The organism is Pseudomonas sp. B21-009, assembly GCF_024749345.1.
Lineage (GTDB): Bacteria > Pseudomonadota > Gammaproteobacteria > Pseudomonadales > Pseudomonadaceae > Aquipseudomonas.
Genome location: NZ_CP087199.1, coordinates 3,061,738 through 3,078,601, shown reverse-complemented (window position 1 = coordinate 3,078,601; position 16,864 = coordinate 3,061,738). Strand labels below are relative to the sequence as shown.

Annotated in this window: 14 protein-coding genes and 1 pseudogene; 5 read left to right on the top strand and 10 right to left on the bottom strand. The window is 60.3% G+C overall.

Going from position 1 to position 16,864, the window contains the following annotated elements; all coding sequences use genetic code 11:
* The first annotated feature begins 64 nt into the window (after positions 1-64).
* From LOY34_RS14125 to LOY34_RS14115, 4 genes are all read left to right on the top strand, one after another.
* A complete protein-coding gene (locus tag LOY34_RS14125; RefSeq protein ID WP_195884237.1) occupies positions 65-3,253 on the top strand; it encodes a hypothetical protein in 3,189 nt (1,062 codons plus the stop codon).
* A 138-nt stretch (positions 3,254-3,391) separates the two neighbouring features.
* Complete coding sequence (locus LOY34_RS14120) at positions 3,392-6,514, top strand: hypothetical protein (protein WP_195884236.1); 3,123 nt, start codon at positions 3,392-3,394, stop codon at positions 6,512-6,514.
* A gap of 43 nt (positions 6,515-6,557) precedes the next feature.
* A complete protein-coding gene (locus tag LOY34_RS27525) occupies positions 6,558-6,917 on the top strand; it encodes a chitin binding peritrophin-A domain-containing protein (RefSeq protein WP_408980879.1) in 360 nt (119 codons plus the stop codon).
* Positions 6,918-7,151: 234 nt separating this feature from the next.
* Positions 7,152-8,477 (top strand): sigma-54 dependent transcriptional regulator, encoded by a 1,326-nt coding sequence (locus LOY34_RS14115; protein ID WP_045198338.1) that lies wholly within the window; start codon positions 7,152-7,154, stop codon positions 8,475-8,477.
* A 59-nt stretch (positions 8,478-8,536) separates the two neighbouring features.
* Here LOY34_RS14115 and LOY34_RS14110 read toward each other — a convergent pair whose 3' ends face one another.
* From LOY34_RS14110 to LOY34_RS14085, 6 genes are all read right to left on the bottom strand, one after another.
* Positions 8,537-9,817 carry a hypothetical protein gene (locus tag LOY34_RS14110; RefSeq protein ID WP_045198339.1) on the bottom strand — a complete coding sequence of 427 codons (1,281 nt, stop codon included), beginning with the start codon at positions 9,815-9,817 and terminating at the stop codon, positions 8,537-8,539.
* A gap of 46 nt (positions 9,818-9,863) precedes the next feature.
* Complete coding sequence (locus LOY34_RS14105; RefSeq protein WP_045198340.1) at positions 9,864-10,616, bottom strand: hypothetical protein; 753 nt, start codon at positions 10,614-10,616, stop codon at positions 9,864-9,866.
* Between the two features lie 33 nt (positions 10,617-10,649).
* A complete protein-coding gene (locus LOY34_RS14100) occupies positions 10,650-11,330 on the bottom strand; it encodes a C39 family peptidase (RefSeq protein WP_045198341.1) in 681 nt (226 codons plus the stop codon).
* Between the two features lie 63 nt (positions 11,331-11,393).
* Positions 11,394-12,710 carry a heme utilization protein gene (locus LOY34_RS14095; protein WP_195884234.1) on the bottom strand — a complete coding sequence of 439 codons (1,317 nt, stop codon included), beginning with the start codon at positions 12,708-12,710 and terminating at the stop codon, positions 11,394-11,396.
* A 52-nt stretch (positions 12,711-12,762) separates the two neighbouring features.
* Entirely contained in the window at positions 12,763-13,335 is a 573-nt protein-coding gene (locus tag LOY34_RS14090; RefSeq protein WP_195884233.1) for an adhesin, read from the bottom strand.
* A 1-nt stretch (position 13,336) separates the two neighbouring features.
* The gene (locus LOY34_RS14085) at positions 13,337-13,780 is read right to left on the bottom strand and encodes a hypothetical protein (protein WP_093382321.1); all 444 of its coding nucleotides are present in this window, start codon (positions 13,778-13,780) and stop codon (positions 13,337-13,339) included.
* Here LOY34_RS14085 and LOY34_RS14080 point away from each other — a divergent pair.
* Positions 13,758-13,952 carry a hypothetical protein gene (locus tag LOY34_RS14080; RefSeq protein ID WP_156160209.1) on the top strand — a complete coding sequence of 65 codons (195 nt, stop codon included), beginning with the start codon at positions 13,758-13,760 and terminating at the stop codon, positions 13,950-13,952. The genes LOY34_RS14085 and LOY34_RS14080 overlap by 23 nt on opposite strands.
* Before the next feature lie 151 nt (positions 13,953-14,103).
* Here the strand turns inward: LOY34_RS14080 and LOY34_RS14075 are convergent, their stop codons facing one another.
* The 4 genes and pseudogenes from LOY34_RS14075 to LOY34_RS27515 all read right to left on the bottom strand — a co-directional run.
* Complete coding sequence (locus LOY34_RS14075; RefSeq protein ID WP_045198351.1) at positions 14,104-14,628, bottom strand: AAA family ATPase; 525 nt, start codon at positions 14,626-14,628, stop codon at positions 14,104-14,106.
* Positions 14,625-15,191 carry a nicotinamide riboside transporter PnuC gene (gene pnuC / locus LOY34_RS14070; RefSeq protein WP_258663289.1) on the bottom strand — a complete coding sequence of 189 codons (567 nt, stop codon included), beginning with the start codon at positions 15,189-15,191 and terminating at the stop codon, positions 14,625-14,627. Before pnuC ends, LOY34_RS14075 begins: the two co-directional genes overlap by 4 nt.
* A 112-nt stretch (positions 15,192-15,303) precedes the next feature.
* Positions 15,304-16,038 (bottom strand): methyl-accepting chemotaxis protein, encoded by a 735-nt coding sequence (locus LOY34_RS27520; RefSeq protein WP_371128679.1) that lies wholly within the window; start codon positions 16,036-16,038, stop codon positions 15,304-15,306.
* 123 nt (positions 16,039-16,161) lie between these two features.
* Positions 16,162-16,848, bottom strand: a pseudogene (locus LOY34_RS27515) (cache domain-containing protein); the annotation flags it as partial.
* Positions 16,849-16,864 lie beyond the last annotated feature (16 nt).

The window sequence follows — 16,864 nt, the reverse complement described above, 5'->3', positions numbered from 1 at the left end:
CCGGTCGGTCCTGGACTGTGGACGGTGCAGGGGGCTGCTTCATTGACCCACGCCAAGGTGCCCTATGAGCCAGGACCCGCAACTACCTGTACTACACGCTGCTGCACATCACTCGCAACAGGCGCACGATCCGAGGCCATGGTACTTGCGCTTCGGCCAGGTACGCTTGATCGAAAGCAGCGTTCTGATCATTCCCTACTGGAACCCCCTGACTGGTCACCCGGAGAACCTGGATGGCGGTATCACCGCGGCAGCGCTTGCCACTGACGCTGATGGCCTGTTGGTGATCATCGAGGCGTACCTGGGCATGGCGCTCAATGACCAGGTGCAGGTTTACTGGGGAGCAGGCCAAGCGGTCTTGCCATCGCCCATCATCATTACCGACAAGAATCTGAATCAGGCCCTGTTTGACAATGTGCCAGTAGACAGGATTACCAATGGCATCAGCGAGGTCTGGTTCGAAGTACGACCTGCCGTGGGGCCGGTCCGGTCTTCGGCACGGTTGCGAATCAAGGTCAAACGGGCACTGCCCGGTGGCCCGGATCCGCATCCAGGCGAACCTGGACACCAGGGGCTTGCAGCCCCGGTGGTACCGCCCCATCTGATTGATGAGCAATATGCGCAGTTGGGGGTGGAGGTATACATCCTGCCGTGGGCCAATATGGCGGTAGGCGATGTCATCGAGCTGAGCTGGGGCTCAGTGATACTGCGTCAAGAGGTCAGGTTGGGCCAGGTCAATCAGACCATCGAAATGATCGTCGACTATGAGCGGATTATCGCCGCCGGGGACTCTGAGGCGCTGGAGGTCAAGTACCGCTTGTTTGATGATGTCGGTAACGTTTCTGCCGGTTGGTCACCTTCCAGTTACGCCCACGTCGAGGCCGGGGGCGGTCGCCTGTTGCCGCCTGTGGTGCGCGAGGCAGACGCCAATGGCTACATCGACCTTGAACAGCTCGACGGCCTCGATGTGACGGTGCAAGTGTATGCATCGCTTACGGGGGGGGTCAGGGTGTGGGACATCATTCAGGTGCAATGGCGCGGGTTTACCGCCACTGGCCTTGGGCCGCTGCTGTATGAGCCCGAACCTTTCGAGCTGCAGACGTTACCCTATATCGCAACCTTCACGGTCCCCAATCAACGGCTGCAGGACATACCCCAGGGTTATGCCGATGTCACTTATGAGCTGCGCAAGTTTGCCGGCGGTTCGGCGTTTTCGTCACGCAGGGTGGTTAGAATCCTGGGTGAATTGAGTGGGCTGCGGGCGCCAAGTGTTCTTGAAGCGTCAGACGGCCTTCTGCCCGATACGCTGCCTGAGGCAACCGTACGGATTGAGGCCTACCCGGGCATGGCCCGTAATCAGGTGGTACGCATGATCTGGGATGGCCGGCAGTCGAATAACCAGGCGTATCACCATGCCGAGGAGCGTCTGATCCTTGAGGACATGGTCGGGGACTATCTCGACTTTCGCGTGCCATCCAGGCATATCGCGCTGCTTAAGGGGGGGACGGTGAATGTACATTACCGGGTACTGGTCAGCGGTAACGAACCCCAGGATTCGGAACCTCTGTTCCTGCATGTCGGTGACGCTGTGCCGGAGCTGGTCCAGCCAACGGTCGACTTTGCCGAAAATGATGCCTTTGACCCCACAGGCCATTTGTTCGCAACTGTGCGGATTCGTATTTATGACGATATGCTGGCGGGGCAGACGGTCCATGTGGAGTGGTCGAGTACTGCAGCGGGAGGCACCTACAACCTCAGCATCCCGGTAACTGTCGCGGTGGAACTGACGGCCCGGGTGCCGATCGAGTTCATCACTCCAAGTCTGAACCGTGAGGTCTACGTACGTTACTGGGTAACCGAGCCTGGGCAACGTACGCGCTATTCCGACGATCTGGCCCTGTGGGTAGGTGTCATGCTGATAAACCCGCCCACGCCTTTCATCGAGCAAGCCGAGGGCAATCTGCTTGATCTGGCGCGGTTCACCGGCAATGCCACGGTAGCCGTCGAGGCGTGGCGCGGTATCAACACCCTGCAGCGTTTCTGGCTGCGGGCTGTGGGCAGGCTTGCTTCCGGGGCGGATAAAACCGTTATTTTGGCCAATGGCGTGCTGGTGCAGATCGGCGAAGTCGACCTGGGCATCCGCCGACCCCTGTTGCGCTCGGACCTGCATCAACTGAGGGACCTCAGTGAGCTGCGCATTGAAATGACCGTTACGCCCTATGGCAGCCAAAATGAAGCCGAGGGCATCGCCTTTCCTCAACCACGTTACGTGGTGCAACAGGTGCTGCTCACGACGCCAAGAATTAACCAGGCAAGTGGTAACGTGGTTGACCTTGCAAACTTCACTGGCGACGCAACCGTCAGCCTCGACCCATGGCGCAGTATCAGTACGGTGCAGCGGGTCTGGCTGCGCTGTCGAGGTCCTAACAACTGGCTGGTAACCCTGGCAAACGGCGTGTTGGTGCAGCCCTCAGAACTGCAGACCGGCATCATCCGAAGCCTGCCGCGCAACCGCCTGCTTGAGTTGGCCGACAATGCCAGCCTCACGGTGGAGGCCACCGTTACCCTGGACGGCAGCAGTAATGAAAATACCGGGACAGTGTTTCCGACGCGTACCTATACGTTCAGGTCATCACCGGTACGTCTTGTGGTGTCCAGTGGCGGCCTGACCACAGGGGCGTTGCCCCATGACTGGGCGCATGCGAGAGAAACCAACCACGTTGCTGTCGTGGGCCAGCCGGGGGCTGTGGTAACGCTTAGCCTGTCGGGCACGGCAAGGTTTACCGGTAACCTGCAAACCGTCCAGGTGACGCTAGATGGCGTTGGCGTCGCACGGCAGGCGATCAGCTGTACCGCCACCAGTACGACGTTGAGTGCAACCCAGGCAGGAAGACCCACCGTCACGGCGCAGATCGCCTTTCGCGGCAGCTTCCCGGCAGATGGCGCCAGTGGAAATTTTCAAGCCAAGGCCAATCTTGCCACCGGTGCGTTCGCTGACGGACATTCTCGCAACCGGATCAGTTACGACACGGTGACTATAACGGGTATAGGTTCCGTACGTGTGACCCTGACCGGGAGCGCGCGATTTACCAACTATCCAGGCCAAGTGGCCGACGTGCCTCTGCGCAACGGTACGTTTGATGCCATGATCGACGTGGTCAATACTCAAGCGGAGACGATCTCGGTTACCTTCCAACTGCTAACCCAAGGCAACTGGGCGCGCTTCACCAAGACCATGACATTTACCGCCTGAACACCTGACATTTTTGCCAGTAGCGAGGCAACAAAAGAGGGTACTGAATAAGGACCGACTGCAGTTTCCCAGTCGGTCCTTTTTTTCATGGGCAGGACCGGGTCATTGCTCCGATTGTCACGTCTGCAGAGGCGACCCATGAACCAAGACCTGCCTTTTTCAACACTCAAGCTGACGGATCTGTCCGGCCTGGACGACGCGGATCTGCTCCCTGATTACCTGCGCGGTGACGAAATTCACTCGGTGGAAGCCAGTCGTGTGCATGTTCCGTACATGACGCCGCTGGTCGACCATCCGGACAATCTTGACGGCGGTATCACCCAGGCGTTGTTGCAAACCAGCCCGCACGGCTTGCAAGTGGTGGTTGCACGCTATCTGCAAATGGCGCCTGGTGATGCGATCAGTGTGTATTGGGGGGATCCGGAGCAGCCGGCCAGCCCGTCGCCTTACATCGTGCGGCCTGAAGATCTCGACAAGCCGGATTTTTTGATTGTCCGGCTACTACCTGTCGAGCGGATACCGGAAGGTATCTCAGAGGTCTGGTATCAGGTCCGGCCGTTGAGCGGCAATATTCGCCGGTCGATGCGCTTGCGGGTCAAGGTCAGGCGTCTGCTGCCGGGTGGGCTCGACCCGGATCTCGGTACGCCGGGCCACCAGGGCTTGCAGCCACCGCGGGTGACCCCGGACTTGATCGGCGAGGAGCATGCCCGCCTGGGTGTAGAGGTATACATTTTCCCTTGGGAGAACATGGCCTGGGGCGACGTCATTGAATTGAGTTGGGGCGGTGTGTTTGTTCGCCATCGGGTGCAGGGCCACGAGGTCGATCAACGTATCCAGATCATTGTCGATTACGACACCATCGTCGAGGCAGGTGACGCCGACCAGCTGGTGCTGATCTATCGCTTGATCGACGACGTCGGCAACTACTCCGCGGACTGGTCACCGGTGAGCTACGCCTGGGTCGAGATCGGCGGAGATTTACCGGCGCCGTTTGTCGCTGACGCCGACGCCAATGGTTTGATCGACCTGGACAAACTCGCTGGCAAGGATGTGACCGTACAGGTTTTCGCCGACCTTTCGTTAGGCTTTCGAGCCGGTGATGTCATCCACTTGAAATGGCGCGGGTTTACCGAGCAAGGGGTAGGGCCGATCGTCTACCTGCCGCAACCCTTCGAGATTCCGTTCCTGCCGTATTTTGCCAGTTTCAGCATTCCGAACGCCGAGGTGCAGGGGATCGCGCGCGGGCGGGCCGCGGTGTCTTACGAGGTGCAGAAAATAAACGGCAGCGTGTTGCGCTCCAAGAGCAAATCGGTCGGGATTGTCGGCGAGCCGCAAAAGCTGCAACGGCCAATCGTGGATGAAGCGCCAGACCAGTACCTGCCAGATGACGCGGCTCAAGCGACCGTGAGGGTTCCACCTTATTCATGGATGGCAAAGGATCAGCGCCTGGTGCTGGTGTGGGACGGCACGCGTGCCGACCATGAACCCTACCTTCATGAGGAACATCGCATCATCAGGGATGAGCATATAGGCGAGGAAATCATCATTGTGGTGACAGCGCAACATATCGTTGCGCTCGCTGGCGGTTCGCTGGAGCTCTACTACCGGGTGATACATGACAATGGACCCAGCGTTGACTCTGAGCGCTTGCTATTGCATGTGGGCGAGGCCGCACCCGAGCTGCAGCAAGCCAGTGTGGATGGCGCCCAGAATGGCGTGTTTGATCCGACCGGACTCACCAGCGCGACTGTACGCATCCCCAGCTACACCAATATGCGGCAGGGGCAGACCGTGCACCTTGAGTGGCTGGGCAGTGCGCAAGGTGGTCATTTCACCACCAGCGTCGAGGTGACAGCGCCAGGGGCGTTTACCATTAGCGTCCCTATAGGCTTTATTACACCGAGCCTCAATCGCGAGGTATACGTCCGCTACTGGGTGGTCGAAGCAGGGGTAAGGACACGCTATTCGTTTACGCTGACGCTGCTGATCAGCCAGGCAGTTCTCGAACTGCTGGCGCCTACCGTGCTACAAGCGCCTGGCGGCCTGCTTGACCCGCTGCAGGCAACATCGGGCGCGACGGTACTGATCCGTTACACCGGTATGTCGACACAAGACCGCATCACCCTGTCCTGGACCGGCACACCCTTGGGGTCAACCTCGGTGGGACCGCTTGTTGGCAATGCTAACGGTGAGCTATCGGTGCCCATACCGCCCTTGTACATTGGTGCGAATATCGGTGCGGTCCAGCGTCAGGTACAGGTTCGTTACTCCGTGTTGCGTCAAGGAGCCAGCCAGCCGCAGGAGTCGCAGCTGCTGAACCTGAGGGTGCAGCCGTTGACAGGGTTGACGCAGCTACAGGTCGACTATGCGGTTGGTCTGGTGCTGGACCTGGATAGTTTTAGCGGCAACACCCGAGTGTCGGTGGCTGCCTGGAATTTTGTCAGGGCAGGCCAACGTATCTGGCTGCGCTGCTATGGCACCAAATTGAACGGTGACCCGGATATCATCGAACTGATCGTCGGCGAAGCACTTACCTCCGGTGAAGTCAGTGCGGGCATAAGCAGAACTTTGACCCGCAGCCGGCTGCTGATGCTACGAGACAACAGCGAGCTGCGGGTTGAACTGAAGGTCAATTTCGCGCAAGCCCAGAATGAAGCCGATACGCTGATCTTTCCGGTTCTGCGCCTGACCCTGCGAGCCGGTTTTTCCATCGCCCCGGAGCCGTTGGTGCTTAATGGCTCGGCGATCAGGGTGCAAAAGAACTGGCAGCTGATTCGCGACTTCCCGGCCAATACGGCGGTGCGCCAAGCAACCGGCGGACGTCCTCCGTACACCTACCACTCCGCCAATACCGGTATTGCTGTTGTCGATACGCAAGGCAAAGTCACCGGAGCGCGCAATGGCAGCACGGTGATTACCGTGCGCGATGCAGACCAGCGCTCTGCCTCCTACAGCGTTCAGGTCAACAATGTCAGGTGGCTGAATATCGATGAGAGCTCCACCTCCTATGCCACCGGCTACGCAGTGATGCAACGCAATGGCGGCAACCCGGTATCGGCGGCTGATGAAGCGCTGTTGCAGCAGCATTATGGGTACCCTTTCCCTGATTTGCTACGCCGCTACTTCTTCCTGTTCACCAACGGTCAATGCCCTGGCGCCGAGCGTATTTACGAGGTGGGTTCGGCTCACACATTTCGCTGTATTTCCCAGAATACCAATGCTGGCGGCTGGTACCTGACCGTAGGCAATCCGTCGCCATGAGCGGCAGCTTGATTCGAGCATTCACACCACCAAGAGGTGCATCATGTCATACCGTTCACGTTTTACCGCAAGTCGTACCTTGGGGCATCTGGTAGTCGCATCAGCATTCACCTTGTTAGCAGGCTGCAGCTCATCCGGGGGCGTCAGCAACGAAGAGGTTCAGGTGAGCTGCGCGGCGGTCGGGGCGGGTTACCATCCAGACCCCAGCGACTGTACGCGCTATTTCAGATGTTTGCTTACAGGGGGGCAATGGTATCGCTATGCCTACAGTTGCCCGGCAGGCAGCTTCTATTCCCCGTCGGCCCAGCGATGCGTAGTGGCCAGCAGTTGCCCGAGTGCCGGTCAACCCGCCACCGGCCAGCTCGACCCGGGCTTGCCCGAACGCCGCCAGCTGGTACGCTGAATACTGAGGATCCAGGCGTTCTAGCGTCAGCAAAATTTCAAGGTTGCCGCAGGGATACCGACCCGGTATCCAGCTCGTTGCGGCGCCGCCTTTGACCGCAATTGCTCGACAAATACTCCCTTCCAGCAGACAGACGGTAGTGGGCGATTGACGCATCGTTGCTACTGTTAAAACGGGCCTGCCAACACACTGTTTCTATTTAAAATTCCAACTATTGGCGCCAAGGAATAGGTCATGCTAGAGCCTGCATCCAACCGCCGCCTGCTGATCGTCGATCCTTGCGATGACTGCCATCGTCTATTGCCTGGCTTGCGCAGTGTGGGCTGGGATGTACACAGCTGCACCTTGAACTCGGCCCTGGAACATCCCTGCGACGTCGGGCTGCTGCGTTTGCAGGCTTCGCACCTGCAGCACCCGGATGCGGTCAAGGATTTGATCAGCCGCAGCAATACCGAATGGATCGCCGTACTCAGTCCGCAGGAGCTGCGGGCGCAGAATGTCGGCGATTTTGTCTGCGAATGGTTTTTTGACTTTCATACCTTGCCCTTTGATGTCTCGCGGGTACAGGTCACCCTTGGCCGCGCGTTCGGCATGGCGCGCCTGCGCGGCAAGGGCTATGTGCATGTCGATGAACCGGAGCACGAACTGCTCGGTGACAGCCGGCCGATTCGCGAACTGCGCAAGCTGCTGAGCAAGCTGGCGCCCACCGAGTCGCCGGTGCTGATTCGCGGCGAGAGCGGCACCGGCAAGGAGCTGGTGGCGCGCACCTTGCATCGTCAGTCTCAGCGCCGTGACAAACCCTTCGTGCCGATCAACTGCGGCGCCATCCCCGAGCACCTGATCCAGTCCGAGCTGTTCGGCCACGAGAAAGGCGCCTTCACCGGTGCCCATCAACGCAAGATCGGCCGTATCGAAGCCGCCCACGGTGGCACGCTGTTTCTCGATGAAATTGGCGACTTGCCGCTGGAGCTGCAGGCCAATCTGCTGCGCTTTTTGCAGGAAAAACACATCGAGCGGGTCGGCGGCAGCCAGCCGATAGCCGTCGATGTGCGGGTACTGGCAGCGACCCACGTCGACTTGGAAAAAGCCATCGACAGCGGGCGCTTTCGCGAAGACCTGTATTACCGCCTGAATGTCCTGCAGGTGGTCACCGCGCCGCTGCGCGACCGCCATGGTGACCTGTCGATGCTGGCCAGTCATTTCTCGCACTTCTACAGCCTGGAAACCGGCCGCCGGCCCCGCTCCTTCAGCGAAGACGCCCTGGTGGCCATGGGCAAGCACGACTGGCCCGGCAACGTCCGTGAGCTGGCCAACCGCGTGCGCCGCGGCCTGGTTCTGGCCGAAGGCCGGCAGATCGAGGCACAGGATCTGGGCTTGCTGGGCCAGCACGAGTTCGCCCCGAGCATGGGCACCCTTGAAGACTACAAGCACCGGGCCGAGCGCCAGGCCTTGTGCGACGTGCTCAACCGCCACAGCGACAACCTGAGCATCGCCGCCAAGGTGCTGGGGGTTTCCCGGCCGACCTTTTACCGGCTGCTGCACAAGCATCAGATTCGTTGAGTCGTGACCAATGCGCATGAAAAAGCCCGCCGAAGCGGGCTTTTTCATGGCTGTGAACCTTAGAAGTAGTAAGGGAATTTCAGACTGAAGGAGAAATCCGGCGAGTCGTCGGTCAGGCCAATAGACAGGTTGGGGACGATGGTCAGGTTGTCGGTGGCGGCCAGGGTCATGCCGATGTTGAAGTTGGCCGCGTTGTAGTCGCTGCTGGGCACCGATTGCCAGTCACCGCCATCGGGTTTGATCTTGCTCTTGCTGGCAAACTGGTCAGTGAACGAGAACGACATACTCATCTTCTCGTTAAGGGCAAAGGCGATACCGGCGCCAATCTGCCAGGAGTCGCCCAGTTTCACGTCACCTGCGACCTTGGTGTTGATCGTCGGGCTGATGTCGCTGAACGAGTCCTGCATGTTGTAGGTATACGACAGGCTGCCGAACAGCACCGCCGGGTCGAAGGTCTTGACCAGCGAGATACCCGGTGTAATCGCCCAGACGCCGTTGCCGGTGGGCAAGCTCTCAGGCACCGAGAGGTTGTCGTTGGTCGGGTCGTTGACCAGCTTGATGCCGTAGGGGTCTTTGCCGGTGGGGGCCTTGACCCGCAGGGTGGCGACCGCGTCGGGCCAGTTTTCCGACTCATCGAGGAACTTGTAGGCAATGCCGACGTTGACATCGCCAATGGTTGGATCGCGCCTGACGGTCGCATCGGAAGTAACCGGGCCGGCACCGCCGGCACCGCCGGAGGAATAGGTGGATTCACGGTAGATCACCGGGACGTTGATATCGAACTGCCAACGCTGATCGAGGTTGTAGCGGGCGGTCAGGTCCAGGGTCCAGTTGTCGGCCTTGATACGGTCGAGGTTGATGTTGCCGAGGAAGATCGAGTCCAGCGCCAGAAAACCGTTGAGGACCAGGGCGCGGGTGTCGTAGTGGGTGTAGGTCAGGCCGGTTTCGACGCTGAACCTGCCGCCACCAAAAAAGCCGCTGGCTTCGTCATACAGGTTGGAAACGCTTTGCGCCGGTTCCGAGTCGTCTTTGAGCGACTGCCCATAGGAGCTGCCGGTGGTTCCCGGCGCACCGGTGGCCACGGTCTGGCCGCCCTTGACGGTTTCGGCGGGGGATTTGGTCAGGCGTCTGGGCGCGGGTGCTGCCGGTGCTGTTTCGACCTGGCGAACGCGCTGTTCAAGGACCATCAACGCGTTCTGCTGGGCTTCGTAGCGTTGTTTCAACTCCATGAGTTCTTGTTTTAGTGCTTCGACCTGGGGGTCGGCTGCTGCGTAGAGCAATGTGGCCGGGGTCAGGCTACTCAAACAGACAATAGCTCTGAAGGTTAACGATCGGTGCATGGGTTAGCCGTCCCTTCTGACTACAAGTGATGAGACAGAGCGTAGATCAGAAACCGAGAGTGCGAAGGCCTTTGAGCTGGTCCAGGTTACCGTTCAGCGCCCCGGCGCTCGGCACGTTGTCACGCAGCACGACGTTCAGGGAGGTGAGGTTGCTGACCTTGTTGCCAGCGCCGAGCAAGGTGGTGTTCTGCATCAGCCCACCCTGGGCCAGGCGCTGCACGGTGCTGCCCTGGTTGTTGTTGGCGATGATGTTGAATTGCACGCCGCTGCCGGTTGAGGACACACTCAGCGAACCCGCGCCGTTGGCGCCGACCAGGGTGGAACCTGCGGCCAGGGCCTCGCCCTGTGGCTGCGTGGCTGCTGCGGGCGCCTGGTTGGCCTTGGTGACGTTGATATCGACGTTGTTGTAGGCGCTGTTGTTGTCGCCGGCGGCGCGCACCACCTGGGTCACGCCCTCGGTGCTGTTGAGGCCACTGCCACCGGTGACGCTACCGCTGCCGACACTCTGCGAGCGCGCCGCGCCGCTGCCTTTTTCGTCGATCATCGACACGTAGAACTGCGGCTTGATCGTCGTTTGCTGGATTTGCATCGAAGACCTGGCGCCAATCACTTCGCCATTGGCGTTTTGCCAGGTGCTGCTCATGACAATGCCAAAGCTGATGATCCGCCCGGGCATAACAAAGCGGCCGCGCAGGTTGGCCAGTTCCTGATCCTTCAGTTCAATGGGCTTGAGCGTCTGGGCCTGGGTTGGCAGGCTGGCGGCCAGGCAAAGCACGGCGAGCCAGATAGAAGTCTTCATGGGATGCTCCCGGAGCCTCATGCTCCCTTGTCATTAGAAGAAGTCGCTTTGGATGAAGCCGAAATCCATCAACTCAGCGTCTTGCACCGGGGTGAAGGTATTGATGCGGTTCTTGGCCGTGAGCGGCAGTGGTGGGTCGAGCAAGGCGTTGGCCTTGTCGTAGCCCCGGCCGATGACGGCGAAGAGAATGCCGTTCCAGCCTTTGACGAAGTCTTCGATCTTGTAGCGTTTATGGCCGAGCACCGGGTCGCCGATGTACACCCAGCCGTTGTGGACTTTCTGCATGACCACGAAGTGCTTGTAGCCGCGCACGTCCATCAGCACCACCACCGGAATGCGCACGCTCTGCAAGGCGTCCAGTTGTACCCGGTAACCGCGGGCGCGCATCCCGAGGCTTTCGACGTAGCGCTTCATGTCGAGCATGGAAAAGCCCTGGACCCGCACCACATCATGGTCGGAGTGGGCGAGCATGCCTTCGATGATCTGTTCTTCGCTGACGTCCAGCCAGTAGGCCTGGCGCAAGATGGTCGCCAATGCCGCGGCGCCACAGCTGAAATCGGTTTTCTGTTGCACCAGGTCGGCGAATTTGCGTTCACGCACGCTCTGGATGGGCTTGAACACCACCGCACCACCCGGTAATACCGAAAGCGGCAATTGCGCCGCTTCGCTGATGCTGCTCAGGCAGAGCAAAAATGCCAAGGCGATAACGCGCATGTCCGACGCCCCCCTGATGGTGTTGAAAAAGGCCCCCCGAAGGGGGCCTCCAGATCACAGCATTTACATCGAGGTGTTGGAGATGGCCAGCGAGTTGCTTTGCTGGTTGCCCACACCGGCTGCTACGTTGACGCCCAGGTTGCCGCTGCCGCCGTTCACCGAACCGCTCAGGGTTGCAGTGTTGGTTACAGGGTTGGCCCAGCCGGTTGGAGTCAGCACTTGATAAGAGAAAGTATTGCTCAAATCATAAGAGCTGCTTTCACTGTAGCTTTTCGCTTTGTTGTACTCAGACTCGGAGGATTTGCTGCCCGATTTTTCGAACGAAGAATCGAAGGCTTTTTCGAACGAAGAGCTCTTGGACTTATCGTACGAAGAGCTGGACTCTTTGTTCCACGACTTGTCGATATCAACATCCAGCGAGGCAGTCAGCGAAGCATCGGCCGACTGCGAGCTGCTGCCGCTGTGATGACGGCCATAGTCATAGGACGAGTTTCTGCTGGCTTCAACCGATGCATCCAGCGAAGCGGTCAGAGAAGCACTGCTCGAGCCGCTGGCTTCATGGTTTTTAGAACCGCTAGCTTCGGAGTTGTGCGAGCCGCTGGCATTGAAGCTGTTGGCGCCGGCGAGCTCGAAGCTCGAAGAGTTGCTCTTGCTGCCGCTGGCTTCCATGGACTTATCGTAATTGGCGCTACCACTGGCGGTTTTGGTCACCGTCAGGGTATCGACACGATAGGTACGGTCAGCGTTGTTGTTGACGGTCAGGCCAGGGCCGCTTTGATCGGCAGAGGCGGTGGCGGTTGCGTTACCCAGTGCAGCGTTGGTATTGGCAATTGCCATGGTGTTTTTCTGTTGGTTCAGGTCGCCACCGGCAATGTTGATGCCCATGTTGCCGCTGCCGTTGTTGCCCGAACCGCCCATGACCGCCGAGTTGGTGCTGCCGTAGTTGTCGACCCGGTTGTTGTTGCTGTATTGCGAGACCTTGGCGGTCGCCGTTGCGTTGCCGAACACGAAGGTGTTGTCGATTTCCGAGTTGTCGGTGGCGGCGTTGGCGATGGCGGCGGCGTTGTCTTGCTGGTTGCCGGCACCGGCAGCCACGTTGACGCCGACGTTACCGCTGGTGCCGGTGGCCGAGCTGCTCATTTCGGCTTCGTTCACAGTGCCTTCATTGCGGATGCGGTTGTTGGTGCTGCTTTGCTTGTCCCACGCGTTGGCGGTCGCGTTGATCGAGATTTTGGTGGGAGGAGGAGGGGTGTGGTGGCCATTGTTGTGATGACCGTTATGGCCATGGCCACGTGGTTCGTTCTGCCCAGCTTGTACAGCAACAGCCATGACCGCAGCAATTGCGAAAACCAGAGGCTTGAGTGCCATCGAAGGTTTCATGGTGATTCTCCGTACTTTATTTTAGGTTAAGTGTTGTTCCTAACTATTTGGGTCAGTCCGCGACCCGGATGCTCAGGGTGTTGGCCGTTCGGTTTCCCACCCCGGCACTCTGATTCAGCTGAATCACCCCACGGCTACCGGTGAAGGCCTGGTCACTGGTAGTGACCTGGCGAAAGCCGGGTGCGGAGTCAGCTGAGTCGGAGCTGTTGAGCAGCGCCACGTTCTGTTGCATGAGGACGCTGTCGTCGATACTTTGCGGACCGGAACTAATGCTGATCCGCATGGCGTTGGCTTGCTGGTTGCTGGCCCCGGCACTCTGGTTGACGCCCAGGGCGCCGCTGCCGTGGCTGAAAGAGTTGCCCTGGATGTTCGACTGGGCATCGATGCTCGGGTCTACCGTTGTGCGCAGGCGCTGGCGGATCTGGGTACTGGCGCTGGCGCCATGGCCCACCGCGATGGCCCGGGCGTTGGCCTGTTGCTGCTGATCGCCGGCAGCCTGGTTGACCGTGAGGTTGCCCTGGTACTGGGCACCGGAATTGTCGATGTTGGCGTTATTGACGACGGGGGGCTGGGCGAAGGCCGGTACACTGCAGAACATGGCCAGAATCAGCAACGAGTGCTTCATCTCACTTGCCTCCGGTGAGGATCTGCAGGGGCGCGAGGCCTTTCTGCACGCTGGAATTGACCATGTTGGAGATGCCGTTGCCGGAGTTGCCGGAACGTCCACCGGCCAGGTTCGGCAGTTGCGTCTGGTTATTGATGTTGCTGCCCAGGTTATTGGTCTGCTGGGTGACCATGGCGCCGATTCCCGAGCCGCTGGTGATCGAGGCAAAATCGCCGTCGCTCAGCTCGTTGGTTTGCTTGAGGATCTGCGCCGACGGGTTGGTGTTGACCGTGGTCGGATAAGGGTCGGGCGCCAGCGGTGGGCGCATGGCGTTGCGCGGCTGCACATCGCGGGTGATGACGACGATGCCGTTTTCGGCCTGGGCCGGCAGGCTCAAGCTCAGGCTTGAACTCACTGCACAGGCAAGCAGCAGGAGGCGGTAGATGCCTTTATCAATCTTTCCCACGATGGCAATTCCTTCTTATGGTGCGCTGGCCCTGTTCAGCGTTGCGAAGAAGAGAGCAGAAGGTGTGCCGGTTTTTATTTATCAAGCGAAAACAATGGCTTGGTTTTATGCTTGGCCAGGGTCAAAAAAATGTTGTAACGCCGCTGAGACACCGGCGCTGTTCAGCGCCTGATACTGCGGGCGCCACGGCCCGGCAACAGGCATGCCCGGGGATTGTTTCAGCGGCTTAACACTTTTACCCGGCCACGGCCTGGCCGCTTTAGCTCGCGGCTTTGCGCAGGTGAAAGTGTTTCAGGAATGGACACTGTGCAGCGCGCAGCTGCTCAGGTCTTGAGCAACTGCGCAACTGCGGCAAAGGCTGCGCGCCGACGCTGCGCCCAGTCGCCTTGCACGACCTGGAACGCTTGCTGGTGCTGCGCCAGCCACTCGCCCGTGGCATTGAAAAACGCCATACGTTCGGCCAGCAGCGGCTGGCAACGCTGGCCATCGTCGTGCCAGGCAACGGCCTCGGGGCTGAGCAGCAAGTGCAGGTCGTAGTGACGGGCCAGCAGCGCCTGTTCCAGCCACGCCGGGCAATCGCCGAACAGCGTGCGGCTCCAGAGCATGTTGCTCAGCAGGTGGGTGTCGAGGATCAGCAGCGCCGGTTGCCGCGCTCGTGCGGCGTCTTCCCAGGCCAACTGCCCGCGGGCAATGGCCGGGATGTCGGCATAGCAGGTGTCACGCGCCTGCTCGTCAATGAAGTGGCGCACGTACTCGCCCACCCGTTCGCCACCGAAGTGCGCCTGGATTTCGGCGCTGAGCCAGCTTTTACCGCTGGATTCAGGGCCGGTGAGTACCACTACCTTCATGCGTAGGTCAACGCTGGATCGCGTCGCCAGTCGCGCCAGCCCTGTACCGCGATCAAGGTGAACAGGGCATAGAGCGCGGCGGTCAGGTACATGGCCTTGGACAGGAACAGACCGACGAAAATAACATCAAGCACCACCCACAGCGGCCAGCATTGCAGGCGCTTTTGCGCCATCCACCATTGCGCCACCAGGCTGAAACTGGTCAGCGCGGCGTCCAGCCAGGGGTGGGCGGCGTCTGTCCAGGTGGCCATGGCCGCGCCCAGGCCGAGGCTGCCGAGCAAGCCAATGCCCAGGCCAAAGGCAACCGAATGCGCCGGCAACAGGCTGACCTGGCGAGCTTCGCGCGTGCTGCCCGGCCGCGTCCATTGCCACCAGCCATAAAGTTGCAGCACGGCATACACCAGTTGCAGGAGCATGTCCGAATACAGCTTCACGTCATAGAAAACCCAGGTGTACAGCAACACCATCACCAGGCCGATCGGCCAGCACCAGGGGTTCTGTTTGGTCGTGAGCCACACGGCGATAACGCCGAGCACGGCGGCGAACAGTTCGAGGCCGGACATCGGCGTTCCTTGGAGGATTCGAGGGTAGGGCGGGGATTGTACCTTGTGGCACGCCAAGCGCCACTAGTGCGCTGGCGAAGTAGCCGCAGGTACGCTCCCCGGGGCCCAACCGTCAGACCCGGAACTGACTGAGGGTTCGATCCAACTGCTCGCTCAGGCGGTTCAAGGCCACGCCGGCACTGCTCGACTGCTGTGCGGCCGTTGCCGTCTGACGCGACAGGTCGGCCGTCTCGGTAACGTTACGGTTGATCTCCTCGACCACATGGGACTGCTGCAGGGTAGCGCTGGCAATCGAGGCATTGAGCGCGGTCAGGTTGTGCAGCGCCTGGCTGATGGCGTCCAGGCTGACCCCGGCTTCGCTGGCTTGTTCGACGGTCTGGCGCGAGGCTTCGCTGCTGGCGTCGATGGCCTTGACCGCCGCCTCGGACTGGCCTTGCAGGTGTTCGATCATGCTCTGGATTTCGGCGGTGGACTGCTGGGTGCGCTGGGCCAGCAGGCGCACTTCGTCGGCCACCACGGCAAAGCCGCGGCCCTGTTCACCGGCCCGCGCCGCTTCGATCGCGGCGTTCAAGGCCAGCAGGTTGGTCTGTTCGGCAATCGAGCGGATCACTTCCAGTACGCTGCCGATGCGCGTGCTCTGACCGGCCAGGGCGCGGATCACCTGCACCGCTTCATCGATGGTCGTCGATAGTTGGTCGATGCGCTGCAGGCTGCCGTGGATGCTGTGTTGCCCCTGTTCGGCGCGCAACTGGGCGTCATGCATTTCGCTGGACGCCTGTTCGGCATTCTTCGCCACATCCTGCACGGCGTAGGTCACTTCGTTGATGGCCGTGGCCACCTGCTCCATTTGCTGGGATTGCTGCTCGCTGCGCTGCTGGGCCTGGCCGGCGTTGTTGCCGACATCGCTGGCCGATTGCGCCAGGGCATGCACCGCGCCCTGCAACTGGCTGATCACGCCCTGCAACTTGCCGGTAAAGCTGTTGAAGTGGATGCCCAGCTGGGTGACTTCATCGTTGCCGTGGGTATCCAGGCGCCGGGTCAGGTCGCTCTCGCCACTGGCAATGGTGGCCATGGCATCGACCGCTTCCTGCAGCGGCCGGGCGATACTGCGGGCAATCAGCACCACCAGCAGGGTCATGACCAGGGCGATGCCCAGGCCGAGGATCGAGGCATCGCGCAACTGGCGCAAAAACTCGTCCTGCATGTCATCGATGTAAACGCCCGAACCGATCACCCAGCCCCAGGGCTTGAACAGCTGCACGTAGGAGGTCTTTTTCACCGGCTCGCTGGCGCCGGGCTTGGGCCAGCGGTAGTCGATGCTGCCGGCGCCCTTGGCCTTGGCCAGGGCGGCCATTTCGTTGAACAGGGCAAAGCCGTCCGGGTCGCGGATTGCCGAAAGGTCCTGGCCGTCGAGCTTGGGGTTGGTCGGATGCATGATCATCTTCGGCCCCAGGTCGTTGATCCAGAAATAGTCATTCTGATCGTAACGCAGGCCGCGCACCGCGCTCAGGGCCTGTTGCTGGGCCGCGTCGCGGCTCAATGTGCCGGCTGCTTCCAGCCCTTGGTAATACGCCAGCACGCCAGCGGCGGTTTCTACCACATGGCGGGTTTTTTCCGCTTTGGCCTGGTACAGGTCGCCATGAATCTGGCGCAGCATCAGCAAACCGAGGGTT